At 70.4% G+C, this 23948-nt stretch carries 25 protein-coding genes; 8 read left to right on the forward strand and 17 right to left on the reverse strand.

What is annotated here, in order from left to right:
- Window positions 1–4: 4 nt before the first annotated feature.
- The 6 genes from aroC to AW272_RS13325 all read right to left on the reverse strand — a co-directional run bounded on the left by aroC (window position 5) and on the right by AW272_RS13325 (window position 5808).
- Window positions 5–1183 (reverse strand): chorismate synthase, encoded by a 1179-nt coding sequence (gene aroC, locus AW272_RS13300; protein WP_066364187.1) that lies wholly within the window; start codon window positions 1181–1183, stop codon window positions 5–7.
- A 25-nt stretch (window positions 1184–1208) separates the two neighbouring features.
- The gene (locus tag AW272_RS13305) at window positions 1209–1868 is read right to left on the reverse strand and encodes a prepilin peptidase (protein ID WP_066364190.1); all 660 of its coding nucleotides are present in this window, start codon (window positions 1866–1868) and stop codon (window positions 1209–1211) included.
- Between the two features lie 78 nt (window positions 1869–1946).
- The gene (locus tag AW272_RS13310) at window positions 1947–2492 is read right to left on the reverse strand and encodes an SseB family protein (RefSeq protein WP_066364191.1); all 546 of its coding nucleotides are present in this window, start codon (window positions 2490–2492) and stop codon (window positions 1947–1949) included.
- Window positions 2493–2654: 162 nt separating this feature from the next.
- Complete coding sequence (bar, locus tag AW272_RS13315; RefSeq protein ID WP_066364193.1) at window positions 2655–3752, reverse strand: barbiturase; 1098 nt, start codon at window positions 3750–3752, stop codon at window positions 2655–2657.
- Window positions 3753–4673, reverse strand: coding sequence for a carbamate kinase (locus AW272_RS13320; RefSeq protein ID WP_245657504.1), 921 nt, complete (start codon window positions 4671–4673; stop codon window positions 3753–3755).
- A 76-nt stretch (window positions 4674–4749) separates the two neighbouring features.
- Window positions 4750–5808 carry a C45 family autoproteolytic acyltransferase/hydrolase gene (locus AW272_RS13325; protein WP_066364196.1) on the reverse strand — a complete coding sequence of 353 codons (1059 nt, stop codon included), beginning with the start codon at window positions 5806–5808 and terminating at the stop codon, window positions 4750–4752.
- Window positions 5809–5966: 158 nt separating this feature from the next.
- Here AW272_RS13325 and AW272_RS13330 point away from each other — a divergent pair, with 158 nt between their 5' ends.
- Window positions 5967–6755: an SAM-dependent methyltransferase gene (locus AW272_RS13330; protein ID WP_066364198.1), complete on the forward strand. Its 789-nt coding sequence runs from the start codon at window positions 5967–5969 to the stop codon at window positions 6753–6755.
- Between the two features lie 81 nt (window positions 6756–6836).
- On the opposite strand, the gene AW272_RS13335 is transcribed toward AW272_RS13330, so the two are convergent.
- On the reverse strand, window positions 6837–7991 hold the full coding sequence (locus AW272_RS13335; protein WP_275527295.1) for a pyridoxal phosphate-dependent aminotransferase: 1155 nt from the start codon (window positions 7989–7991) through the stop codon (window positions 6837–6839).
- A 22-nt stretch (window positions 7992–8013) separates the two neighbouring features.
- Between AW272_RS13335 and AW272_RS13340 the strand changes: the two genes are divergently transcribed.
- From AW272_RS13340 to AW272_RS13355, 4 genes are read left to right on the forward strand one after another with little or no spacing between them, the layout of a single operon-like run.
- The gene (locus AW272_RS13340; RefSeq protein WP_066364202.1) at window positions 8014–8910 is read left to right on the forward strand and encodes a DUF418 domain-containing protein; all 897 of its coding nucleotides are present in this window, start codon (window positions 8014–8016) and stop codon (window positions 8908–8910) included.
- On the forward strand, window positions 8840–9622 hold the full coding sequence (locus AW272_RS13345; RefSeq protein ID WP_066364204.1) for a carbon-nitrogen hydrolase family protein: 783 nt from the start codon (window positions 8840–8842) through the stop codon (window positions 9620–9622). Before AW272_RS13340 ends, AW272_RS13345 begins: the two co-directional genes overlap by 71 nt.
- Before the next feature lie 50 nt (window positions 9623–9672).
- Complete coding sequence (locus AW272_RS13350; RefSeq protein WP_066364206.1) at window positions 9673–10131, forward strand: hypothetical protein; 459 nt, start codon at window positions 9673–9675, stop codon at window positions 10129–10131.
- Window positions 10128–10544 (forward strand): hypothetical protein, encoded by a 417-nt coding sequence (locus AW272_RS13355; RefSeq protein ID WP_066364715.1) that lies wholly within the window; start codon window positions 10128–10130, stop codon window positions 10542–10544. The genes AW272_RS13350 and AW272_RS13355 overlap by 4 nt, the downstream gene beginning before the upstream one ends.
- On the opposite strand, the gene AW272_RS13360 is transcribed toward AW272_RS13355, so the two are convergent.
- Window positions 10541–11392 carry a sigma-70 family RNA polymerase sigma factor gene (locus tag AW272_RS13360; protein WP_066364208.1) on the reverse strand — a complete coding sequence of 284 codons (852 nt, stop codon included), beginning with the start codon at window positions 11390–11392 and terminating at the stop codon, window positions 10541–10543. The genes AW272_RS13355 and AW272_RS13360 overlap by 4 nt on opposite strands.
- A 97-nt stretch (window positions 11393–11489) precedes the next feature.
- Between AW272_RS13360 and AW272_RS13365 the strand changes: the two genes are divergently transcribed.
- Entirely contained in the window at window positions 11490–11927 is a 438-nt protein-coding gene (locus AW272_RS13365; RefSeq protein ID WP_369408732.1) for a carboxymuconolactone decarboxylase family protein, read from the forward strand.
- Between the two features lie 7 nt (window positions 11928–11934).
- Here the strand turns inward: AW272_RS13365 and AW272_RS13370 are convergent, their stop codons facing one another.
- Together AW272_RS13370 and AW272_RS13375 are read right to left on the reverse strand one after the other, a co-directional pair.
- Entirely contained in the window at window positions 11935–13434 is a 1500-nt protein-coding gene (locus AW272_RS13370; protein WP_066364210.1) for a carboxyl transferase domain-containing protein, read from the reverse strand.
- The gene (locus AW272_RS13375; RefSeq protein WP_066364211.1) at window positions 13431–14588 is read right to left on the reverse strand and encodes a CaiB/BaiF CoA transferase family protein; all 1158 of its coding nucleotides are present in this window, start codon (window positions 14586–14588) and stop codon (window positions 13431–13433) included. The genes AW272_RS13370 and AW272_RS13375 overlap by 4 nt, the downstream gene beginning before the upstream one ends.
- Window positions 14589–14662: 74 nt before the next feature.
- Here AW272_RS13375 and AW272_RS13380 point away from each other — a divergent pair, with 74 nt between their 5' ends.
- Window positions 14663–15217, forward strand: a complete 555-nt coding sequence (locus tag AW272_RS13380) for a uridine kinase family protein (protein WP_066364212.1) — start codon at window positions 14663–14665, stop codon at window positions 15215–15217.
- On the opposite strand, the gene AW272_RS13385 is transcribed toward AW272_RS13380, so the two are convergent.
- The 7 genes from AW272_RS13385 to AW272_RS13415 all read right to left on the reverse strand — a co-directional run bounded on the left by AW272_RS13385 (window position 15204) and on the right by AW272_RS13415 (window position 22709).
- Entirely contained in the window at window positions 15204–15611 is a 408-nt protein-coding gene (locus tag AW272_RS13385; RefSeq protein ID WP_066364214.1) for a hypothetical protein, read from the reverse strand. The two genes, AW272_RS13380 and AW272_RS13385, sit on opposite strands and share 14 nt — an antisense overlap.
- 161 nt (window positions 15612–15772) lie before the next feature.
- Entirely contained in the window at window positions 15773–16234 is a 462-nt protein-coding gene (locus AW272_RS13390; protein ID WP_066364216.1) for a GNAT family N-acetyltransferase, read from the reverse strand.
- Window positions 16235–16299: 65 nt separating this feature from the next.
- Window positions 16300–18120, reverse strand: coding sequence for a hydantoinase B/oxoprolinase family protein (locus AW272_RS13395; protein ID WP_245657508.1), 1821 nt, complete (start codon window positions 18118–18120; stop codon window positions 16300–16302).
- A complete protein-coding gene (locus AW272_RS13400; RefSeq protein WP_066364217.1) occupies window positions 18107–20125 on the reverse strand; it encodes a hydantoinase/oxoprolinase family protein in 2019 nt (672 codons plus the stop codon). The genes AW272_RS13395 and AW272_RS13400 overlap by 14 nt, the downstream gene beginning before the upstream one ends.
- A gap of 283 nt (window positions 20126–20408) precedes the next feature.
- Window positions 20409–21056 carry a DsbA family oxidoreductase gene (locus tag AW272_RS13405; protein WP_066364219.1) on the reverse strand — a complete coding sequence of 216 codons (648 nt, stop codon included), beginning with the start codon at window positions 21054–21056 and terminating at the stop codon, window positions 20409–20411.
- 39 nt (window positions 21057–21095) lie between these two features.
- Window positions 21096–21992, reverse strand: coding sequence for a hypothetical protein (locus AW272_RS13410; protein WP_066364221.1), 897 nt, complete (start codon window positions 21990–21992; stop codon window positions 21096–21098).
- A gap of 33 nt (window positions 21993–22025) precedes the next feature.
- Window positions 22026–22709, reverse strand: coding sequence for an SRPBCC family protein (locus AW272_RS13415; RefSeq protein ID WP_066364222.1), 684 nt, complete (start codon window positions 22707–22709; stop codon window positions 22026–22028).
- 285 nt (window positions 22710–22994) lie between these two features.
- Between AW272_RS13415 and AW272_RS13420 the strand changes: the two genes are divergently transcribed.
- Window positions 22995–23813, forward strand: a complete 819-nt coding sequence (locus AW272_RS13420; protein WP_083958271.1) for a polysaccharide deacetylase family protein — start codon at window positions 22995–22997, stop codon at window positions 23811–23813.
- Window positions 23814–23948: the final 135 nt, after the last annotated feature.

A 23948-nucleotide genomic window follows, 5' to 3' on the forward strand; every position in this document is an offset into this window, starting at 1 on the left:
TCCCCTACTTGATGATCAACGAGGACAGGTAGCCCGCGACGTTGCGGGCCACTTCCTCGACGGAGTCGCCGCCGAACTTCTCGGCGGCGGCGTCGGCCAGCACCAGCGCGACCATCGCCTCGGCGACGATCGCGGCGGCCGGGACCGCGCACACGTCGGACCGCTCGTGGTGGGCCTTGGCGGCCTCGCCGGTGATCACGTCGATCGTGGCCAGCGCGCGGGGCACGGTCGAGATCGGCTTCATGGCGGCGCTGACCCGCAGCGGCTCGCCGTTGGTCATGCCGCCCTCGACGCCACCGGCCCGGTTGGTCATGCGCCGGACGCCGCCCTCGGTGTTCTCGATCTCGTCGTGGGCGCGGGAGCCGGGCCGGCGGGCGGTCTCGAAGCCGTCGCCGACGCCGACGCCCTTGATCGCCTGGATGCCCATGAGGGCGGCGGCGAGACGGGAGTCGAGGCGGCGGTCCCAGTGGGTGTAGCTGCCCAGGCCCGGCGGGAGGCCGTAGGCGACGACCTCGACGACGCCGCCGAGGGTGTCACCCTCTTTGTGGGCCTTGTCGATCTCGGCGACCATCGCGGCGCTGCCCTCGGGATCGAAGCAGCGGACCGGGTCGTCGTCGATGCGGGCCAGGTCGGCCGGGGTCGGCAGCTCGGCCGACGGGGTCAGCGCGGACCCGATCGAGACGACGTGGCTGACGATCTCGACGCCGAGGGCCTGCTTGAGGAAGTTCTTGGCGACCTGGCCGAGCGCCACCCGGGCGGCCGTCTCGCGGGCGCTGGCCCGGTCGAGGACGGGCCGGGCGTCGTCGAAGCCGTATTTCTGCATCCCGGCGAGGTCGGCGTGACCGGGGCGGGGGCGCGACCGGGGCGCGTTGCGCGCCATGCCTTCGAGGATGGCCGGGTCGACCGGGTCGGCCGCCATGACCTGTTCCCACTTGGGCCACTCGGTGTTGCCGATGCGGATCGCGATCGGCGCGCCGAGCGTGCGGCCGTGGCGGACACCGCCCGAGATGGTCAGTTCGTCCTGCTCGAACTTCATGCGGGCGCCGCGCCCGTAGCCGAGACGGCGGCGGCGCAGGGCCTCTTCGAGTTCGGGTGTGGTGATCCCCACCCCGGCGGGCAGGCCCTCGAGGATCGCGATGAGTTCGGGGCCGTGGGACTCCCCGGCGGTCAACCAGCGCAGCATGCGACCAAGTCTTTCAGATATGCGGTTAAGCTCCCGCCAGCAGTGCCACCAGCGCGCCCGCGATCATAGCTGGCCCGAAGGGGAACTCGCTGTTCCGGGTGCCTTTCCGGGTGATAAGCAGTCCTAATGCCCATAGCCCGCCGAGCAGCTGTCCGCCGACCCCGGCGACGATCGCGGCGTCGATGCTGACCGCTCCGCTGACGAGCCCGACGAGCCCGGCCAGTTTCACGTCGCCGAACCCGATCCCCGAAGGCCGTCCGAACCACAGGATGAGATAGATCCCGGCCAGCGCCAGCCCGCACGCGGTCGCGATCATCAGCCGCCCGGTCGGCGCCAGCGCGATCAGCAGGATCGGATAGGCCGGCAGCGTCACGATGTCGGGCAACCGCCAGCACCGCAGATCGGTCAGCGTGAGCACGACCCCCGCCCAGGCCGCGAGCAGCAGCGCCGGAACCAGCTCCGGCGTCGCGGCGTGACGCCACGCGAGGACCCCGAAAGCGACCCCGGTGACCCCCTCGACCACGAACGGCCGCAGGGGCACCGGCACCGTCCTGACCATGTGAGACAACGCGGCGCGAGCCTCTTTTCGCGTGTCGGCGGGATCGGGCCCGAACCCGCCGGCGAGTTCGCGCGCGTAGCGCCCCGCGATCACGCCCAGCAGCGCGAGCAGCCCCCAAGTCAGCACGCGGCCGACCCTAACCCTTCGTCGGCACGCGCCGACCTGATGTGTGTTACAGGCCTAGAAACTGTTCCCGTACGGCCATCATCGGCGCCACCAGCTCTTCTTCTTCGGCGCCGGGGGCTCGAACCGGGCCACGGTCACCCCGGGGACGTCGACGTCGAGGTTCTTGAGCGCGGCGGCGTCCTCGATGGCGGCCATGGCGTGCAGCATCGACCCTTCGACCGCGAACGGCGCCGGTCCCGCGACGTCGATGACGACCGCCGCCGCCCGCTCGTGCAGGGCGGCCTTGCAGACCTGCGACGCGGACGCCTGGATCGGCCGGGCGTCGGCCCGCCACCGGGTCAGCGCCTCGACGCTGGTGAAGGCGAGCACGGCCATGCGTCCGTCCTGCCCGACGAGCTTGGGGAGCGCCATCTCGCTCTCCTTCTCCCGCTTGAGCCCGTCGGGCCCGACCTCGGCCTCGGTCAGCAACGCCACGACGGGCACGAGCAACCGGGCGGGCCCCAGCGCGGTCAGCACCTCGGCGACGGTGACCTCACCGGTCTGGAAGGCGGCCAGCACCCCCGCGAGCGCGGCATCGGCCCGCCCGTCGTCGTCGGGCACCATGGGCTGCGGAATCGAAGGCACGAGCGCCGAGGATACCCGGCACGTCCCGGGACCGGCCGGCGAGCCCGCCGGCTGATCGTCACGGCGCTCCGCCCTGAGCGGGTGAGGAGCGCCGGGTGGCCGCCCCCCGCTCAAGGCGGCGGGCGGTGCCGATGTAGGCGGAGCCGTAACGGAGGAAAGTAGTTATCCCAGGTCGGCGATGGCGATGACGGGGCCGCCGCCGCTGGGGCCCTGGTGGACGGCCGCGACGCTGACGAAGACCGCCGGGTCGCCGGTGACGGCGGCCGCGACGCCGCCCACGGTCGCCTTGATCTGGCGGTGCCAGTGGACGTCGCTGTCGTCGAGCATGATGTTGCGGCGGCCGCGGACGCTGCCCGTCGGGTCGGCCTCGCACTTCATGAACAGGTTCACCAGGCGGCCCCGCAGGTCGCTGGTGTGGGGGCGCTCGGGGAGGTCGAGGCCGCTGTCGCGGATGGCCTCCCAGATGCCGTCGGTGTCGAGGGCGTCTTTCATGACCGAGTGACCGGCGCGGTAGCGGCCGCCGATGCCGCGGACGTTGCCGACCACGACGATCTGGGCCACGTCGAGTTCGACGCCGCTCGAACACGAGGCGACCGACGAGTAGAGGGACAGATCGCGGTGGATCTGGTCCGCTGTCGGCATCTCGATCTCGCCCAGCGCCACGGCGATGCCCAGAGCGGTCGTGGAGTTGGAGATGTCCATCGACGGGCCGGTGTCCTCGGTGATCACCTCGTGGCCGCGGGACTTCGCGTCGTTGATGGTCGACAGGGTGAGGAGCGGGGTCTTGGTCTGCACGTAGTGCACGTCGCGCGGGTCGTCGATGCCGGCGATCTTCATGGCCTCGCGGACGCCCGCCGCGACCTTCTCCACCATCGCGGGGCGGCCGATGTCCTCGGGGAGGATGACCTCGCTCATCGCGATGCCGACGCTCAGCCGGGGTTCGTCGGTCTGCACCGCCGTCGCCGGGTCGACCGTCGCGAAGATGGTCGCGTGGGGGGACAGGACGCCGTCGGTGCCGCCCGACCAGACCAAGGGGACCGACTCCGGGGACGGGTGGCCCTTGGCGGCCAGGACCTCGCGGAAGGCTCTGTCCGCCAGGATTCGGGTGTAGTCGTTGACGCCGCCGTTGCCTTCGGTCTTGCCGATGACGGCGAGCACGCGGGCGGCCTCGATCACGCCGTCGTCGATCAGCTTCGCGAGCCCTGACGCGTCGGTCACGCTCTCGATGGCGACCTTGCGTACCTCGATGGGGTCCGGCATCTAGCTCTCCCGGTTAACCGTTGTACCGATATTTCCTGAAATGGCGGCGGCGATGTTGTCCAGTGACGTGATCACTGCCCTCGCGCCGCCCTCCTCGACGAAGCGCAGCGCGGCCTCGACCTTCGGGCCCATGCTGCCGCTGGCGAAATGTCCTTCGGCCTGGAGTACCCGCATCTCCGCCAGGGTCACCTGGCCGATCGGACGGGCGTCGGGGGTGCCGTAACCGGCGATGGCGTTCGGGACGTCGGTCGCGATGACCAGGGTGTCCGCCCGCACCGCCTGGGCGAGGGTGCACGCCGCGTGGTCCTTGTCGATCACCGCTTCCACGCCGTGCAACTTCCCCTCGGCGTCGCGGATGACCGGCACGCCACCACCACCCGCGGCGATGACCGTGTAGCCGGCCTCCATCAGCGTGACCGCCGGGGCCGCGTCGAGGATCTCGACGGGCCTCGGCGAGGCGACCACCCGGCGCCAGCCGCGTTCGAACTCCCGCCACGACTGGCCGAGCGCCTCGAAGCGCCTGGCCTCCACGACCGAGAAGTACTGGCCGATCGGCTTGACGGGGTCGTGGAAGGCGGGGTCGTCGGGGTCGACGAGGGTGCGGGTCACCACGGTCGCGCACGGGATGGGGTCGAGCGCGTTCATGATCAGGGCGCCGAGGGTGCCCTGGGTCTGGGCGCCGCACCAGTCGAGGGGGACCGGGGGGACGACGTGGGCGGTGAGCTGGTTCTTCAGCAGGATGTTGCCGACCTGCGGGCCGTTGCCATGGGTGATCGCCACCCGGTGGCCTGTGTTGATCAATTGAGCTACGTGGATCATGGCGCGCTCGATCGCGCGCTTCTGGTCGGCCGGTGCGGCGGAGCCGTCCGGTGCGGTCATCGCGTTGCCGCCGAGGGCGATCAACACACGCTCACCCGTCACAGGGCGAAACTATCCGCCTGCTCCTTCCCGGGCATTGGCGACTCTCGCCGTCGAGGGTCATATCCCTGGGCAACATTCACCAAGTGCGCCGACCGCACGGTCCACCCTCGTTCGCGTGGACCTCTCCCTTCTTCAGGTCGAGTTCGACCGTCGCCAGGGTGATGTGGTCGTCGTCGTGGCCGGCCGCGGTGTGGTGGCAGACGCCGCCGGCGTGCCGGGCCATCACCTTGCGGACCGCCGCCGCGTCGGGCTTGGCCGTCTGGTTGCGCAGGCCCCGCCGGAGCTGGTCGCGCCGGATGAGGGTGCCGGGGTGCTGGCGCGGAAAGGGGTCGTTGGGGATCACGCGGGGGTCGAGGAAGTGGTTGGTGTGGACGAGCATGCCGTCGTCCTCGGGAACGGTCCACCCTGGCCCTCCGGGGTGGAGTTCGGCGGTGATGGCGGCGTTCCCCTCAGGACCGTGGGAGACCAGGTTCAGCGACGAGGACGACGACACGGGGGCCGTGGTCAGGGTGTAGGCGGCGGAGGTGACGGTGTCGCACTCGTCGAGGACGCGGCGGGCGGCCACGTGGACCGGCAGGCCGATGCCCTCGGCGCCGTCGTCGTCGTGGTGGAGGCGGGTGAACAGCAGGCCGAGGCCCGCGTTGTTGACGCCGATCTTGCCGACGACGCCGTATTCGGTGAGGGTCGTGGTCACGCGTCCGTCGGCGAACGGGATGGTCCAGACGAGCCAGCTCGCCGCCATCTGGCGCATCCAGTCCCACGTCTGCACGGCCACGGGCGGGGCGTCCTCGTCGTCGCCGAGCAGCACGACGGCCGAGCACTCACTCTCACGAGTGCCACCCAGATAGGACAGGATTTCGGTGCGGGCGTTGATGGCGGCGACGTCGGTCACGGGAAGACGGGCGCCTTCCGCCATTCCGTTGATCTCTTCGGCGAGATCGGGCGCCCAGGCCTCGATCGCCTTCATTCCGAGCTTGCCCAGCTCGGCCAAATCTGGCTGCCGCCCCCCTGCTTTCCGCCGGAATACCTCGGTGTAGATCGCGACGGTGCGGGCGATGTCGGCGGCGTGTACCTGCCCGAATTCATGGCCGCGGTCGAAGGGATCACTGACGGTAGAGGTATAGGAGCGGGTCATATTCTTGAGCATCTCATTCCGGGATCGTTCCATCCGCTTCCGAAATGTGATCCTCATCACGCGTGGAGCTCTGGGCAAGATCCGTTAATCCACTAAAGACATGGGCTGCTTCGCTAGTATCTGCCCCAAATTCGTCCCTATAAGTGGAGCCCTGACCCATGAATGCTCCGCACATCGACACGAACGTCCCGCATCCCGCGCGGGTGTACGACTACTGGCTGGGCGGCAAGGACAACTACGCCGCCGACCGGGCCGTCGCCGAGGCCGTCATGGCCGCCACTCCGGGCGTGGTCACCGGCGCCAGGGAGAACAGGGCCTTCCTCGGCCGGGCCGTGCGATGGCTCTCCGACCAGGGGATCGACCAGTTCCTCGACATCGGCACCGGCATCCCGGCGACGGGCAACACCCATGAGGTCGCCCAAGGGCTCAACCCGGCGGCACGGGTGGCCTACGTGGACAACGACCCCATCGTGATGGTGCACGCGCGGACCCTGCTGAAGAGCGCACCCGAGGGGCGCACCACCTACATCGAGGCCGACCTGCGGCGGCCCCAGACCGTGCTGGACCACGCCGAGGTGCGGGCGACGCTCGACTTCTCCCGCCCGATCGCGGTGATCATCGTCGGCACGCTGATGCACATCCGCGACGAGGACGACCCGTGGGCGGCCGTCAAGGCGTACACAGACGCCACCGTCCCCGGCTCCTACCTCGCGCTCACCCACCTGACGGCCGACTTCGAGCCGGAGAAGATGGGCGCGCTGGCCGACAGCTACAACACCGGCCCGCTGCTGGTCACCAACCGTACCGCCGAGCAGGTCATGCGCTTCTTCGACGGCTTCCAGGTGGTCGAGCCCGGCCTGGTGTGGGCGGCCGACTGGAAGCACTTCGGCGTGCTGCCGCCCGACGCGGTCAGGGGCGCCTACGGGATCGTGGGCAAGAAGATCTGAATTCTCCGTTACGGCTCCGCCCACCCCGGCACCACCCGCCGTCGCCGGTGGCGGGCGGCCGGCCGGTCGCTCCCCGGCCGCTCAGACCAGGCGCCGCGACGTCAGCCGCTCGACGGCCGCGTCGATCACCTCGTCGCGTTTGCAGAACGCGAACCTGACGTAAGGGCGGCCGGTCTCCTCGTGGTCGTAGAAGACCTGCGTCGGGATCGCCACCACCCCGGCCAGCTCAGGCAGCCGGCGGGTCAGTTCCAGTCCGTCGGTCAGCCCGAGCGGCCGGATGTCGGTCTGCACGAAATAGGTCCCGGCGGTTTTCAGCACCTCGAATCCCGCCCGGGAAAGACCTTCCGACAATCGGTCGCGCTTGGCCTGAAGCTGTTCACGAAGGTCGTTCACCCAGCCGAGTTCATGACGCAGCGCATGCGCGATCGCGAGCTGCCACGGCACCGCCGAGGTGAAGGTGAGAAACTGTTTCACCGCCGTCACGGCCGTGACGAGTTCGGGCGTCGAACAGATCCAGCCCGTTTTCCAGCCGGTGACCGAGAAGGATTTCCCGGCGCTGGAAATGCGCACCGTCCGCTCGCGCATACCCGGGAAGGTCGCCAGCGAGATGTGCGGAACGCCGTCGAAGGTCAGGTGTTCGTAGACCTCGTCGGTGATGGCGATCACGTCGTTGTCGCGGCAGAACGCGGCGATCGTCTCCAGTTCGGCCGGCGTGAAAACGGTGCCGGTCGGGTTGTGCGGCGAATTGACGATGATCGCCTTGGTCCTGGACGTCGCCCTGAGGTCGGCCGGGTCGAAGGTGAAGCGGCCGTCGACCGGACGCAGCGGCACCGCCCGGCGGGTGCCTCCGGCCAGCGCGACGGCGGCTGGATAGGAGTCGTAATAGGGCTCGAAGACGATCACCTCGTCGCCCGGTTCGACCAGGGCCAGCACCGTCGCCGCGATCGCCTCGGTCGCCCCGACGGTCACCAGGATCTCGGTGCCGGGATCGTAGGACAGGCCCTGGGTCTCCTTGGCGTGGTCGGCGATCGCCTGCCGGAGCTCGGGAACGCCCAGGCCGGGGGCGTATTGGTTGCGGCCGCTCAGGATGGCCTCGGTCGCCACGTCGAGCATCGCGGCGGGGCCGTCTTCGTCGGGGAACCCCTGGCCCAGGTTGATCGCGCCCGTCCTGACGGCCAACTGCGTCATCTCGGCGAAAATCGTCGGGCCGAATTCCCTCATACGTCCAACTAGCACCCGAACAACTTACTCTGTTCGCATGGCCAGGATCCGGGAGCTCGACGCGCTCAGGGGATTCGCGGTCTGCGGCATCATGCTCGTCAACACCTGGCAGCACGTCGACCCCCGCCCCATCGAGGGCGCCGCGTTCATGAGCCACGTCGAGGGCCGCTTCTATCCGATCTTCGCCTTCCTGTTCGGCGTGAGCTTCGCCCTGTTCCTGCGCGCCCACGACGACCGGCTGATCATGCTGCGGCGGCTGGCCGTGCTGGCGCTGTTCGGCGTCGGCCACTGGTGGCTGATGCCCGGCGAGGTGCTGCTCCCCTACGCCATCTTCGGCGTGGTCGTCCTACTCCCGGCCGGCTACCTGCCCAAATGGCTGAACCCGGTGCTGGGCGCCGTCGTGGTCGTCTGGTCGGTGGTGCAGGGGAACCCGTGGACCCTCATCGGCGGCCTGTTCCTGCTCGGCCTGGCCTGCGTCGACTACGGCGGCCCGAAGCCGAGCCTGCCGGTCTTCCTGGGCAGCGTGGTCGTGCTGGTGGCGTTCACGCTCTGGGGCGTCGGCGGATTCCTGGCGGCGCTGGCCGGGGCGGCGGTCTACGCCTCGGGGTTCCTGCTGCTGAGCCCCCGGGCGTTCGAGCCGCTGGGGCGGATGGCGTTGACCAACTACGTCACCAGCTCGTTCGTCATCATCACCGCCGGGGCGCAGACGTTCTTCTCCGTCGTCGTGGTCACTGCGGTGACCCTCATCGTGCAGTGGGCGTTCTCCACGTGGTGGCTGTCGAAGTTCCGCTACGGCCCCCTGGAATGGGTTTGGCGGTGCCTCACCTGGATGAAGGTGGTGCCCAACAGGCAGACTGGTGCGGGTGACCGTCGTAGCGCTGGGACAGATCCCGATCGACCACGAGCCGAAGAAGAACCTGGAGGCCGTGCGTGACGCGCTGGCCTCCTCGGAAGCCGACCTGGTCGTCTTCCCCGAAGCCACGCTGAGCCGGTTCGGCCGCCACATCGGCGACGTGGCCGAACCCCTCGACGGGCCGTTCGTCACCGGTCTCCAGGAGGCCGCCAGTGAATTCGGCACCGCTCTGATCGCCGGGGTCTGGGAACCCGACGGCGAACGCGTCGTCAACACCGCGGTGGCCGTCGACGCCGACGGGGCGCTCAGGGGGGCGTACCGGAAGATCCATCTTTTCGACTCGTTCGGCTCTCGCGAGTCGGAGTTCGTCAGCCCCGGCTCCGCACCGGTCGTCGTCGAGCTGGCCGGGCTGAGGGTCGGCCTGGCCACGTGTTACGACGTGCGGTTCCCCGAGCTGTTCAGAAAGCTCGTCGACCAGGGGGCCGAGGTGTTCGCGGTGATCGCGGCGTGGGCGTCCGGGCCGTTGAAAGAGGATCACTGGACGACCATGGTCCGGGCCCGCGCGATCGAGAACACCACCTGGACCATCGCGGTCGGCCAGCCGCCGCACCAAGACGGCTTCGGAGTCGGCCACAGCATGCTCGTCGACCCGATGGGCGTGGTGACCAGGGACCTGGGCCCCGCGCCTGGCGTCGGCACCGCCGTGATCGACATGGCCAGAGCGGAGGCGGTCCGCGCCGCGGTGCCCTCGCTGATGCACCGCCGATTCACAATCACGGACATTGGCGGGTGAATCACTCCTAAGGGGAGGTGAGGAAGTCAATCGCTCGTAAACTGTCCCCCATGACAGAGCCGGGGCAGAGCACGCGTATGCAGAAGGTGATCCCACCGCGTCTGCTCGTGCCATACCTGGCCGGGCGGCGCACCGTTATTTCGGGTTACGTCTACCGGGTGCAGGACTGCGAGCGGCTGACCACCCCCCAGGCGATCGTCGACGCGCTCGACCTCACCTTCGAGGGGTCCGAGCTGGTCCACGGTGTGCCGGAGCTCTACATCCTGCGCTGGCTGGCGCGGGAGATCGACACCTACGTCGTTCCCTACGGCCCCCACATGGGCGGCGACTGGAGCGATTCGCCCCCCTTCGCCGGAAACGGCTTCACCGCCTCGCGGGAGCACGTCGTGCCGCAGTTCCACACCATGCCCATGCCGATCCCGGCGGGCGCCGAGATCATCAACCTCACCCGCCAGGGCGAACGCCTGTTCGCGGCCTTCGACGGCCTCTCGTGGCGGCCGGCGGCATGAGCGCCGAGATCGAACCCGTAGGACTGGGGTTCATGGCGACCTACCGGGGCCGCAACTACCCGGCGGCGATCGGTCCCGGCGGCGACGACGTGGTGCTGTTCAGCGAATCGGCCGAACGGGGGTTCGAGCGGGGGCGCGGCTACCACCGCCTGGCCGTGACGATCAAGGACCTCGACCGTCTGGTGCTGCTGCGGACGGTCGGCGAGTTCGGCGGCGAGCCCTGCCTGGTCCTCGACGAGGACGACGGTGAAGACGGCGGGCTGCACATCGCGTACACGGGACACAGCGGCCTGAAGGCCGAGGCACTCGGCTACTGGCTCGTCGACCACGGGGCCTACGAGGTCGTCGTGCCCCGGGAGGAGGTGCACTCGATCAGGGTCGAGCGCATCGCCATCCCGCTGACGTCGAGTTAGGCCGGATCCGGCAGGTCGATCGCCGCGAGCCTGGCCGGGTCGATCACGGTCGTGATGGCGGCGATCCGGCCGTCGACGACGGTGAACGCCATGAGTGAGAGCGGAGTCCCGTCCGCGCGCCAGGCGAGGAAGCCGGGGAGGCCGTTCACCAGCACCGCCCGCCCTCGGGTGGCCGTGCCGGCGGAGGCCCGCGCGGTCGCGCCGGCGGCGACCTTGGTGGCGCCGAGGACGACGACCACGTCGCCGGGGGCGTCGACGGTCAGCTTCACCTCCGGGTCGAGCACCCGCAGCAGCCCCTCGAAGTCACCGTGTCGGGCCGCCGACAGGAAGGCCTGGACGATCGCGCGCTGCTCCGGCCCGGCGGTGGCCGGGTGCTCGGTCGCGCGTACCTTCTTGCGGGCGCGGCTGGCGAGCATCTTGGCGGCGTCGGTGGACCTGCCGAGGATCTGGGCGATCTCGTCGAACGGCACCGCGAACAGGTCGTGCAGGACGAACGCGAGCCGCTCGCCGGGTCCCAGCGACTCCAGGACGACCAGGAGCGCGAGACCGACCGAGTCGGCGAGCGCCACGTCGTCCTCCGGCGCGGGAGCGTCGTCGGCCACCACCACGAGGTCGGGCAGCCGGTCCTCGGGGTGGGTCCGGCGGGATCGCAGGACGTCGAGGCTGATCCGGCCGACCACCGTGGTCAGCCAGCCGGCGAGGTTGTGGATGGTCGCCGGGTCCTGACGGGAGAGCCGCAGCCAGGCCTCCTGAACCACGTCCTCGGCGTCGGCGTGTGAGCCGAGCATGCGGTGGGCGACCGCGTGCAGCCGGTCGCGCTGGGCCTCGAACGCCTCGCTGTCGAACATGCCGTTACCTTCCTTGGATCCGCTCCGTCATAGGTCATGACGTGCCCGAACGGGCACAGGTAACCGATCAGGGAGCGGAAGACCGATGGAAGCACGCATGAAGAGCAAGGCGGACGCCGACGTGACGACGGCGATCCAGCACCTCTACAAGGCCATCCACGCCAGTGGCGTCGACCCGCGACTGCTCGGGCTGGTCCATGTGCGCGCCAGCCAGATCAACGGCTGCAGCCCGTGTGTCTTCGCCGGGGTCGCCACGGCCAAGAGGCACGGCGAGACCGACGAGCGACTGCACAATGTGGTCGCCTGGCGCGAGACGCCTTTCTTCACCGAGGCGGAGCGGGCGGCGCTCGCGCTGACCGAGGCCGCCACCCGGATCCAGGACGGCGCTCCGGGTGTGACCGACGAGATCTGGGACGCCGCGGCCGCTCACTTCGACGACGGGCAGTTGTCCGCGCTCAACCTGGAGATCGCGCTGACCAACTTCTTCAACCGGATCAACCGCACGATCCGGGAGCAGGCGGGCAAGGCCTGGTGACCGCGGGTCACGCCGAACCGACGGCCCGATAGCGGGCGATCCGGCGGTCGACACGGCCCTCAGTGGGCTGGACCAGCAGCGCGGCGATCTCCTCTTCCAACGCCCTGGCCACGCGTTTGGTGAAGGCGGGCTGTTCGTAGACCGCGTCGGGGCATTCGGCGATGATGCGGTCGACGATGCCGTCGCGTTTCAGGTCCGCCGCCCTCACCCCCTGGGCCTGGGCGATCTCCGGGGCGAAATCCACGGTGCGGTAGAGGATCGCCGACGCCCCCTCCGGTGGGAGCGGCGAGAGCCAGGCGTGCTGGGCGGCCAAAACCCGGTCGGCCGGGAGCAGCGCCAGAGCCGCGCCGCCGGAGCCCTGGCCGAGGAGCAGGCAGACGGTGGGGGCGTCGAGCATGACCAGGTCGGCGAGCGAGCGGGCGATCTCCCCCGCCAGGCCGCCCTCTTCGGCCGCCTTCGAGAGTTCCGCGCCTGCCGTGTCGATGATGGTGACCAGCGGGAGGCCGAGTTCCTCGGCCAGCTTCATGCCGCGCCGGGCCACCCGCAGGCCCGCCGGGCCGATCTTCAGGCCTGCTCGGGCGCCGCGCCGATCCTGGCCGAGGACCACGGCCGGCGCGCTGCCGAAGCGGGCCAGGGCCAGCAGGAGGCCCGGGTCGCTCTCGCCCGCGCCGGTGCCGTTGAGCGGGGTGACGTCGGTGGCGGCGAGCTTCAGCAGGGTCCGCACGCCGGGGCGGTCGTCGCGGCGGGAGCTGATGATCGCCTCCCAGGCGGGGACGTCGGTTCTGGCCTCGGGTTCCGTCGTCGGCGGCAGCACCGGCAGGTCCTTGGACGCGCAGAGCACGCTCAGCGCCCTGATGGCGATCTCGCGCGCCTCGGCCGCCGGGACCACCGCGTCGACCAGGCCGTGGGCGAACAGGTTCTCCGAATCCTGGACGCCCTTGGGGAAGCGGTAGCCGTACAGGGACTCGAAGACACGCGGCCCCAGGAAGCCGATCATCGCGCCCGGTTCGGCGGCGGTGACATGGCCCAGCGAACCCCATGACGCGAAGACGCCTCCGGTGGTCGGATGGCGCAGGTAGACGACGTAGGGAAGCCCGGCCTCCTTGTGCGCCGTCACCGCGGCGGTGATCTTGATCATCTGGACGAACGCCAGCGCCCCCTCCTGCATGCGGGTCCCCCCGCTGGCGGGCGCGGCCAGCAGCGGCAGCCGCTCAAGAGTGGCCCGCTCGACGGCGCTGACCAGCCGTTCGGCCGCCGCGACGCCGATCGACCCGGCCAGGAAGGAGAACTCCCCTGCGACCACGGCGACCCGGCGTCCGCCGAGACCGCCCTCGCCGGTCATCACCGACTCGTCGTAGCCCGACTTGAGGCGGGCCGCGACCAGTTCGCCGGCGTATTCGGAACCGGGTGGGGCCGCCTCGACGGGCGGACGGTCCCAGGAGACCCACGAGCCGGGGTCGAGCACGACCTCGATCAGGGTGCGCGCGTCGGGTCTCTCCGGGGTCACGGCGCCTCTTTCCCCTTGAGCCAGTCGAGGACGGCGTCGTTGTCGGCGCCGAGGGCGGGCGGGGCGGTGTGATCCTGCGAGGTGTGGTGGTCGAAGCGGAGCACCGGTCCTGGGAGTTCGATCGGGCCCAGAACGGGGTGGTCGACCTCGGCCAGGAGACCCTGGGAGCGGGTCTGGTCCCAGGTGTAGACCTCGTCGATGGTCCGGATCGACCCGGCGGGAACCCCGGCTTCTGCGAGCGCGCCGAGCCAGTGGTCGCGGGTCTCCGTGGTGAGGACCTTCTCCATCTCGTTGACGAGCTCGTCGCGGTGGGCGAAACGGTCGCGGTTGGTGGCGTATTCGGGCCGGGCGGGGTCGATGCCGAGGAGGGTGGCGACCTTCTGCCAGTGGCCGTCGTTGCCGGCCGCGATCTGGATCATGCCGTCGCCGCAGCGGAAGGCCCCGAACGGCGCGATCGAGGCGTGGTGGTTGCCGTTGGCCTGCGGGACCTGGCCCGCGACCGTCCACTGGGTGCCGTGGTAGGCGTGCACGCCGACGACCGAGGCCAGCAGGGAGGTGCGGATGACGCCGCCCTTACCGGTCTTCTCGCGTTCGTAGAGGGCGGCGGCGACGCCGTAGGCGCCGTGGATGCCCGCCAGCAGGTCGGCGATCGACGGCCCGGCGCGGTGGGGTTGTCCGGGCGGCCCGGTGATCGACATCAGGCCCGCCTCCCCCTGGGCGATCTGGTCGTAACCGGGCCGGCCGCCCTCGGGGCCGTCGTGGCCGAAACCGGTGATCGACAGGAGGACCATGCGCGGGTTGAGCTCCTCGATCCTCTCGGTGGAGAAGCCGAGACGTGCCAGGACACCGGAGCGGAAGTTCTCGATGAGGACATCGGAGTGCCGGATCAGCCGGGTGAGCGTGTCGCGGTCGTCTGAGGCCTTGAGGTCGAGTGTGATCGACTGCTTGTTGCGGTTGGCCGCCAGGAAATAGGTCGAAATATCGCCATCTGGGCCGACGAAGGGCGGGCCCCAGCCGCGCGATTCGTCCCCGCCCTGGGGATGTTCGATCTTGATCACACGAGCGCCCAGGTCGCCGAGCATCTGAGCCGCGTGGGGGCCGGCCAGCGCCCGGGACAGGTCGAGCACCACGACACCGGTGAGGGGTCCCTGCACGATCAGTCCTTCCGAAAATTTTCACGGGGAGCCCGCAGGCTACCCGGATCGCCCGAGGCTGGCACGATCAGGACATGCCGACTGTCGCAGACGTGGCCGCCCGGATCGCCCGCCTGGAACCGTCGTGCGGCCCCAGCCGCCTGGTCGCGATCGACGGACCGGGAGGCTCGGGCAAGACGACCTTCGCCGGCCTGCTCTCCGAGGCGCTGAACGGGGCGCCCGTGGTGCACAGCGACGACTTCCCCATCCCCTGGGACCAGGGCCCCGAATCCTGGTTCACCCATCTCGAACGTGCCGTGCTGGAGCCGCTGAGGCGCGGCTCACCAGCCTCTTTTCTCCGGTACGACTGGCGCCGGGGCACCTATGCCGATCGAGTGGAGGTGCCCCCGGTCGAGGTGGTGATCGTCGAAGGCGTCAGCGTGGCGCGGGCGTCGTGCCCGGCGGCGATCCGGATGTGGGTGGAGGTGCCCAGGGAGATCCGGCGGGCCCGCGTGGCCGCCCGCGACGGCGTCGGGCACACCGCCGACTGGCTCGCGTGGACGGCGGCCGAGGACGCCTGGTTCGCCCGCGAGCCGGTCGAGGCCGACGCGAGGGTGGACGGCACGACCTTCGAGATCACCTGGTCTTGACGTAGGGCCGCAGCCGGTCGACCAGCGCCTGCGGATCGGCGACGGTGACGGTGAGACCGGGATGACGCAGCAGCCCCGTCGGTTCGCCACCCGGAACCGGCCGGTGGAACCGCAGGCACACCCCGCGCCGCGTGTTCGTGCCGAAGGTCAGCCCCCGGTCGGCGAGCGAGACACGCGGACCGATGGCCTTGGCCGCCGTGTACGGCCCGGTGATCTCGACCCCCGCCAGGTTGGAGAAACCGGTCATGAGCTCCCAGGGCCCGAACCGCACCCGGATGCCGTCTCCGCTCACCACCACCCCACTGGTGGCGGGACGGATGCCCAGCACGTCCAGCAGCCGCCGGTAGCGGCCGTCGAACTCGAAGCCGAAGGTGTCGTTCGCCTCAGGGGTCATGGTTCCGGCCTGCCCCCGGGCCGCGGCGGGAAACAGCGGGCCACCTGGTCAGGGCACCTGGTCGGGGTCCGTCTTGCGGGTGTCGCGCGGCTCCACGTTGGGCTCCCGCGAGGCGGGCTCACCGGCCGCGATGGCGGTCCAGAGCGCCGGCACCAGGCCGATCACCGTCGCGAGGCCGGCCGCTCCCTGGGGGCGCGCCTCATGAAAACGTCCACGTCGTCCTCGGTGTCGAGGGTGAATCCGTGGCGCTCGTACAGGCGGCGGGCCGGGCTGCCCCGCAGCACGTTGAGCCGGACCACGGCGCCCTCCCGGTCGCACAGCTCCAGCAGCCCGGCCAGCACGGCCGAGCCGATGCCCATCCCCTGGACGTCCGGGTCCAGGTAGAAGTGCTCCAGCCAGGTGACGCCCTGCTCCGGCCGCAGTGCCACGCAGCCCGCGACGCCGCCGCCGACCTCGATCATCCAGGTGTGCTCCGGCGCGAATCCATCGCGCAGACGCTGCCGTACCCGGCGCTCGTCGTAGCGGCCGAGCCGTTCGAGGTCCGGCCGAAGGACGACGGCCCGTAGCTCGGCCACGTCTTCGACGTCGTCCCGCGAAGCCGGCCGAAGCGCCCAATCCACCACGATCGTGAGGATATCTCCAGCCTGCGCCACGCCGCGGAACTCCAGGTCGAAGATACCGGGCCGGCCTACTCGCGTACGTCCACGTCGGCGTGGGGAAGGCCGCCCGACAGCTTCGGGAACCCCGGCCCCCGGTCGAAGAACGCCTCCTGCGGCACCCTCAGCTCCGCCCGCAGCGCCTCGGTCGCCACCTCGTCGACCTCGAGACCGTCCGCGAAGACGACCCCGTACTCCTCCCGCGCCGCCTCCCGGGACACCTTCCCGTCACGCACGTCGTCGGCGACGAGGGACGGCTCACGGTCGAAGGGGGAACCCCAGCCGCCGCCGCCGGTCGTCCGCACCCGGACGATCTGGCCCTCTTCGATCGGGAAGTCGTCGACCAGCCCGTCCATCTCGACGCCGTCGACCGTCACCACGAACGGGCGCCCGGCCCTGCCGCCGTTCACGCCCCAGCAGCTCAGGATCGACCGGTCGGCGATGCTCATGAACGAGGCGTCGCGCAGCAGGCGGATGTGCTTGTCGTAGCCCAGGCCGCCCCGGTAGCGGCCGGGGCCGCCGCTGTCGACGGCCAGGCCCAGCCGCTCGACCCGCAGCGGCCACCGGGCCTCGGCGAACTCGACCGGGATGTTGCGGGAGTCGGGCACGACGTGGATCGTGTCCTCCCCGTCGGCGTACCACCGGCCGCCGGAGCCGCCGCCGAGGACCTCGCGCATCAGGTAGTCGTTCCCGGCCGCGTCCTGGCCGTGGACGCCCGTGTAGCGGATGGTCTCCTGGTCGGCGGGCATCCGCCCGCCGGTGGCCTTGGCCAGCACACCGGCCAGCACGCCCAGCAGACGCAGGATCACGAAGGTCCGGGCGTTGGTGGGGGCCGGGAAGATCGGCGTGAGCAGGGTGCCCTTCTCCGGGAAGACCATCTTGATCAGGGGCACCACGCCCTCGTTGACGTCGAGTTCCGCCATCCGCTCGGGGGTGTCGGCCAGGTTCCGCAGGATCGGGGCCAGCCACTTCTTCAGGAACACCCCGTCGGCGTAGTCGCCGGCGTGATTGATGGGGCCCTTGGCCTGCGGAGAGGTCCCGGTGAAGTCGATCACCAGGGGTTCGGGGGCGTTGTGGTCGACCGTCATGGTGATGCGCTGGGCGTGGAGGCGGGGCTCGTCGACGCCGTCGTGCTCCGCGTAGTCCTCCCACACGTGCACACCCTCGGGGATCTTCGCCAGCAGTTCGCGCCGGAAGGTCTCCGTCGTCTTGTCGAGGATCGCGTCGAAGCAGGCCTCCACGGCCCCCCGGCCGTAGCGGTCGAACAGCTCGCCGAGCCGCCGCGCGCCCATCAGGCAGGCCGAGCACTCCGCGTCCAGGTCGCCGGCCAGCGAGTCGGGCATGCGGGAGTTCCGCGTCATGATCCGCAACGCGGCGTCGTTGGGCACGCCCCGGTCCCAGAGCCTGATCGGGGGCACCATCAGGCCCTCTTCGAACACGCTGCGCGCCCCTGAGGGCATCGAGCCGGGGCAGGAGCCGCCGATGTCGTCGTGATGGCCGAACGCCTGCACGAACGCGACCACGCGGCCGTCGTGGAAGACGGGGACCGTCACGCACAGGTCGGGCAGGTGCCCGATCCCGCCCTCGGACAGGTAGACGTCGTTGTGGAAGAAGACGTCCCCGGGGTTCATCGTCTCGATGGGGAAGTCGCGCACGATCGGCTGCACGAGGGCGCTGTAGGAGCGCCCCGTCAGCTTGCGCAGCCGCACGTCGTGGATCCCGGCGCGGAAGTCGTGCGCGTCGCGGATCATGGGCGAGCGGGCCGTCCGGGCGATGGCGGTCTCGACCTCCATCTCGACCGACGCCAGCGTCCCCTCGACGATCTCGATCAGGATCGGGTCAGCCAAGGTCACGGCGCACCTCCAGGTTGCCGTAGTCGTCCATCGTGGCGGTGAAGCCGGGATGGAGCGGGAGGGTGGAGCCGTACTCCTCGATGACGGCCGGACCGTGGACCACGGCGCCGGCGCCCAGGTCGCGGCGGCGGTAGATGACCGTCCGGGCCCAGTTCTCGAAGTGGACGTCCCGGGTGCAGAACGGGGTGGCCTCGTCGATCTGCTCGTGGCGGCGGGCGATCGACGGACGGGTGATGGGGCCGATCCCGCTCACGCGGAGGTTGACCCATTCGACGGCGTGGCGGGGGTCGTCCTGGTAGCCGTACCCGTAGAGCTTCTGGTGCGCCTCGTGGAAACGGGCCTCGACGTCGCCGTCGAAGGGCACCCGCACCTCGTAGGCCTGGCCGTAGTAGCGCAGGTCGGCGGTGCGGACGTAGACGTGGTCGGTGAAGCCCTCCCGCGTCAGCGCCTCCGCCGCTTGGGCCTCCAGGTCCTGGAAGATCTCCTCGATCTCCTCCGGACGAGGTTCGGTGGTCACATGGGTGCGCACGTAGTCGTTCTTCACGTCCACGGTGAGCAGGCCGAACGCCGAGACGTTCCCCGGGTCGGGCGGGACGATCGCGCTCTTCAGGCCCATGACGTCCAGCAGACGGCAGACCAGCAGCGGCCCCGAGCCGCCGAACGCCACCATCGGGAAGTCGCGCACGTCCAGGCCGCGCTTGACGGTGATCTGGCGGATGGCGTTCGACTGGTTGAAGGCGCTGATCTCCAGGATGCCCGTCGCGCAGCGCTCCGGGGTGAGGCCGAGCTTGGCGGCCAGGCCCTCGATCCCGGCCTTCGCCGCCGCCGCGTCGAGCGGGATCTCGCCGCCGAGCAGGTGGGGCGGGACCCGGCCGAGGAACACGTGGGCGTCGGTCACGGTGACCTCGGTGCCGCCCTTGCCGTAGCAGATCGGGCCGGGGTCGGCCCCCGCGGAACGGGGACCGACCTTCAACGTCCCCTCCGGCGAGATCCACGCCACCGAGCCGCCGCCCGCTCCGACGGTCACGATGTCGATCATGGGAATCTTGCAGGGATAACGCCCGATGGAGCCCTCCGTGGTCTGGGAGGGCTCCCCGTCGACGATGACGGCCACGTCGGTGCTGGTGCCGCCGCCGTCCAGGGTGATGACGCTCGGGTGGCCGGCCGTCCCGGCGATCAGCGCGGCGCCGAGGGCGCCGGCCGCCGGGCCGGACAGCACGGTGGTGATGGGCTGGTTGACGACCTCCGCCGCCGACAGCACGCCGCCGTTGCTCTTCATCACCGAGAAGCTGCGGCCCAGGCGATCGGACAGGTTTCCTATGTACGTCCGCATGATCGGCTTCACCGCCGCGTCGACCAGCGTGGTGACCGAGCGCTCGTATTCGCGGTACTCCCGGAGCACGTCGCTCGACAGGGAGACCACGGCCTCGGGGTGCTCGCGGGCCAGCACGTCGCGCATCCTCCGCTCGTGGGCGGGGTTCGCGTACGCGTGCAGGAAGCACACCCCGATCGCGGTGACACCCTGGTCGCGGAGCCCGCGCGCGGCCGCGGCGGCGGCGTCCTCGTCGAACGGGCGGACCTCCGCGCCCGTGTGATCGAGGCGGCCGGGCACGGTCTTCACCCGGTGCACCGGCACGATGCGGGGCGGTTTCACCCAGAAGTAGGAGTTGCCGTAGCCGTCCGGGACGCTCTGACGGGCGATCTCCAGGATGAACTCGAAGCCTTCTGTGGTGATGAAGCCGAGATGGTCCGACCGGTCAGGGCGGTCTTCCAGGAGCTGGTTGGTGGCCACTGTGGTGCCGTGGACCAGGGCCGAGACGCTCGCCAGGTCGTGTCCGCCCCCGTGGAGCTCCAGGACTTTGGCGACTCCGGCGAGGAACCCGTCGGCCGGGTTCGACGGCGTCGACGGGGTCTTGGTCGTCACGATCTGGCCGGTGCGCTCGTCGACGAGCACCACGTCGGTGAACGTGCCACCCGTGTCGACACCGATTCGGACGCTGTACATGCCCCGTTTCTACCGACCTGCCCGACGTGGGGAATCAGCGGGTTGTGCCGAAGAATCCCAAAATACTCGTCACAGCCTGCCCGGCCGGGTCGTGAACCTCCGGCCGCCGGACAACGTGTGCCCCCAGGTCATCGGCGTTGTAGGCCCTTCGGAAGATCGCATGAGAGCGGTCACCGGGGGGGCCGTTTTTTGGGCAAAACCTTGGACATTGTGGTCGCAGACCCATTTCCGGACGACCGAAACTCGGGCTTCCGGCTCAGCTTGAAGAGCTGAGCCGGTCTCGCTACCCGACGAGGCAGTACCCGTCCTCGCACGCGTCGCCCTGGGGGACCGAGAGCGGTTCGCGCTGCTCGACCTCGCGCAGCGCCCCGACCAGAGCCTCGACGGGCTGCGCGCCGGAGACCGCGTACTTGTCCTCGAACAGGAACAGCGGCACCCCGGTGATGCCCAGCTGCCGGGCCCGGTCGACCTCCGCGAGGACCTCCTTCTCGCCCTCGCCCGTGTCGGCCACCCCGACCTCGGCGGCCAGGTCGGAAAGCACGGCCGCGTCGCCGACGTCGAGTCCGTCGGTGAAGTGGGCCCGGAACAGGCGGTCGGCCATCTCGGGGGCCTTGCCCTCGCGCTGGGCCAGCCAGATCAGCCGGTGGGCCTCCAGCGTGTTGGCGCCGATGGCCTGGTCGTAGCGGAGCTCCAGCCCGTCGACGGCCGCCGTGCCGACCACGCGCTCGATCATCTGGAGCGACTGCTTGCCGAACCGCTGCTCCAGATAGACCGTCAGCGGGGTGCCGTCGCTGACGGACTCCGGGGAGAGCTGGAACGGGCGGTAGGCCACCTGGACGGGCTTGCCATAGGCACGGACGGCCGCGTTGAAGCGGGTGTGCCCGATGTAACACCACGGGCAGATGACGTCAGAAAAGATCTCAACCTTCACATCGGCTGCAACCCGTGACAGGTGCGGCCGAATTCCCGTTTATCTAGCGAGGTCGTGAAGCCGTCCGGTCAGCTGCTCGTCGTTGCCGTCGACGAGCGCCGACACCGCCCGCCACCAGGCGAACCACTCGGCGCTGCGCCACATCCAGTTGAGCCGCTCGACGGCCGCGACGACCTCGCCCACGGTCTGCCAGGCCGGTCCGGTCTCGTCGGTGGAGGCGCCGTGCCGGATCGTCCATTCACGCAGCACTTGGCCGGACTTCGGGTCGATCTCCTTGTCGTACGGGCTGGGCTCCTCCCCCGGCAGCGGGTGCGGCCCCAGACCGGCTGCGACGCCCCACGACCACTGGGCCTCGGCCGGGCGGGCGTAGCGGAGGGAGTTGAAGTCGAGGTTGGTGCCGAGTTCGTCGTCGGAGCGGCGGACCACCACGGCGTCGAGACGGCCGCCGGCGTCGAACGCGACGACCAGCTTGCCTCCCGACCTGGCGCCCGGCGGCACCGGGACGCGGTCTTCTGCCTGCCAGGAGTTGAGGTCGGCGGTGCCGACGGGCGGACCCCACAGGGTGTCGGCGACGTCGTCGGAGACCCACGCGGCCAGCGTCTCGAGAACGGTCAGGTCACCCCACGGCTCGATCGGCCGGGCCTTGACCAGCGCCTCTTCGGGGGCGGGCAGCTGCCCGTCGCGACTGACCGTCCACCAACCGCCGCCGAGCTCATCGGTCCCGACGAGGAGCGCGGCGACGGCCGCCAGTTCGGCTGAGCGCCGAGTCAGTGGGGCGAGACGGACCAGATCCGCGATGCGGCGGGTGCGTTCACGGCCCAGCACAGCCTGCGCCTCCCGCAGGAGAGTGCCCGCCGTAGGGCGGTCCTCCCCCAGCAGGTCGGTGGTCAGCCTTCGTGCCTCGGCCCGAGCGTCCTCCGCGTGCGACTCCCGCATGCGGACAACGTACGCCCAAAGATCGCCCGATCGCTAGCGTTTCTTGGCACGTCCGAGAAGCCATCCGATGACGGCACTTCCCAGGGCGATCCCGGCGCCCATCCCGAAAGCGGCCAAGAGGGGCCAGGCGCGGGGGCCGTCACGGCGTGCCCGAGCGGGGTCTTCCGGCCTGGTGAACACGGTCGGGGCCGCCTGCTCCGCGAAGGACAGCCGACTCGCGAACGGCGGCTCCCCGGAAGCCGTGGCCGGGAGCGGCAGGGCGTCGGGGAAGACCGCGGGCACGGCCAGGATGTCGTTCTCGACCGCCGCGAAGAACTCCCCCGCCATCTTCTTGGCCACCGAGGTGAGCATCCGCTGCCCGACCCCGCCGACCATCCCGCCCACGACGGCGTCGGCGTCGTAGTCGATCCGGGTCCCGCCCGGCTCGTCCGTGAGGCGCACGTTCACCGTCACGTCGACCGTCCCCGGCGCGCCCTGGCCGCGCCCCTTGAGCACGAACGTCTCGGGCTCCTTGGGCTCGGTCAGCGCGACCTGCCCCTGGTAGACGCCCTTGATGGACGCCACACCGGCCGAGATCGTCATGGTGTAGACGTCGTCTCCGACCGCCTCCAGACGCTGACATCCCGGAATCGTGCGCACCAGCACGGCGGGATCCTGCAGCGCGTCCCAGACCTTCGACCGTTCCGCCCCGATCAGGGCATTGCCGACGACTTTCACGGCCAACCTCCTCGGTTGCCGAGCACACTAGGGAATCCAGGCGATCGGCGAGTACGGCAAGATCTGCCGCCCGGGAGCGGGAACAGCGTGCAGATGTTCACGAACCCGCCCACGACGACGATCTACAGCGTAGACCGGCTGGAATCCCCGGCAGGCGCCCGCGCGCCGGTGCCGCGGCTCCTCGACGGGCCCATATGCCGAAATCTCGGGCGGCGGGAGCCGCCCGGCCGCGCGCCGAGGCAAGGTCCCCGCCTGTGCCACGGTCCAAAGCTAAGATGACGCCCCATGCGCCGGGCCCTGACGATGATCCTGCCGGCCCTCGTGCTGGGCGCCTGCGCGGCCCCCGAGGCCGCTCCCCCGCCGAAGGCGGCCCCGTCCACGCCCGCCGCCGCCCCGATCGGGACACCGTCGCCATCCCCTACACCCAGCGGACTACCTCGCCCGGGTGAGGTAGCCCGGATGAAGCAGGACGGACTCCCCGTCATCAGCAGCATCCCGACCAAGCGCAAGGTCGTCTTCCTCACCATCGACGACGGCTGGGAGCAGGACCCGGGGTTCGCCCGGATCGTCCGCGAGCGCCGGATCCCCATCACCGTCTTCGCGACCCGGGACGCCGTCGAGGCCGAGGACCTGCCGGACGGCGAGCCCGGCTGGAAGTACGTCGGAGCGGGCGGCTGGCCCTACTTCAAGAACCTGGGCGTGGCGATAGAGAACCACACGCTCACCCACCCCGACCTGCGCACCCTCAGCCCGGAGGCGCAGAAGGCGGAGATCTGCGGCGCCTCCAAGGCGATCGGGAGACACATCGGCAGGGCACCGGAACTGTTCCGCCCGCCCTTCGGATCCTGGAACCCCGCGACCCTCACCGCCGCCGGGAAGTGCGGCCTGCGCGCCGTGGTCCTGTGGACGGCGTCGGTCCAGTCGGACGCGAAGATCGCCTACCAGGTCGAGGACAAGCGGCTCCGCCCGGGCGACATCCTGCTCCTGCACTTCCGGCCGCCGCTGGAGAAGGACTTCGCCAAGCTGGTGCGGAAGATCGAGAAGCGCGGCTTCACCTTCGGCGACCTCGGCGCCTATATGGACGAACTCCTCCCTCCGCAATAACCCGAACGCGGCGAATGCAACAAATGTCCGATGAAAATTTCATCGCCCGATTTCCCGTAATGGTTGCGCCGACAAATGACCCGCAAGTATGGGGAAACGGGTTTAACGGACTACAGTGAGCGAACGCTCGATCGC

The sequence above is a fragment of the Herbidospora mongoliensis genome (assembly GCF_001570545.1).
Taxonomy (GTDB): Bacteria; Actinomycetota; Actinomycetes; order Streptosporangiales; family Streptosporangiaceae; genus Herbidospora; species Herbidospora mongoliensis.

Coding starts and splice junctions, on each gene's coding strand:
- aroC (WP_066364187.1), bottom strand. CDS start 1,183: ATGCTGCGCTGGTTGACCGCCGGGGAGTCCCACGGCCCCGAACTCATC.
- bar (WP_066364193.1), bottom strand. CDS start 3,752: ATGCCGGACCCCATCGAGGTACGCAAGGTCGCCATCGAGAGCGTGACC.
- AW272_RS13325 (WP_066364196.1), bottom strand. CDS start 5,808: ATGACCCGCTCCTATACCTCTACCGTCAGTGATCCCTTCGACCGCGGC.
- AW272_RS13330 (WP_066364198.1), top strand. CDS start 5,967: ATGAATGCTCCGCACATCGACACGAACGTCCCGCATCCCGCGCGGGTG.
- AW272_RS13340 (WP_066364202.1), top strand. CDS start 8,014: ATGGCCAGGATCCGGGAGCTCGACGCGCTCAGGGGATTCGCGGTCTGC.
- AW272_RS13350 (WP_066364206.1), top strand. CDS start 9,673: ATGACAGAGCCGGGGCAGAGCACGCGTATGCAGAAGGTGATCCCACCG.
- AW272_RS13355 (WP_066364715.1), top strand. CDS start 10,128: ATGAGCGCCGAGATCGAACCCGTAGGACTGGGGTTCATGGCGACCTAC.
- AW272_RS13360 (WP_066364208.1), bottom strand. CDS start 11,392: ATGTTCGACAGCGAGGCGTTCGAGGCCCAGCGCGACCGGCTGCACGCG.
- AW272_RS13365 (WP_369408732.1), top strand. CDS start 11,490: ATGAAGAGCAAGGCGGACGCCGACGTGACGACGGCGATCCAGCACCTC.
- AW272_RS13380 (WP_066364212.1), top strand. CDS start 14,663: ATGCCGACTGTCGCAGACGTGGCCGCCCGGATCGCCCGCCTGGAACCG.
- AW272_RS13385 (WP_066364214.1), bottom strand. CDS start 15,611: ATGACCCCTGAGGCGAACGACACCTTCGGCTTCGAGTTCGACGGCCGC.
- AW272_RS13400 (WP_066364217.1), bottom strand. CDS start 20,125: ATGTACAGCGTCCGAATCGGTGTCGACACGGGTGGCACGTTCACCGAC.
- AW272_RS13410 (WP_066364221.1), bottom strand. CDS start 21,992: ATGCGGGAGTCGCACGCGGAGGACGCTCGGGCCGAGGCACGAAGGCTG.
- AW272_RS13420 (WP_083958271.1), top strand. CDS start 22,995: ATGCGCCGGGCCCTGACGATGATCCTGCCGGCCCTCGTGCTGGGCGCC.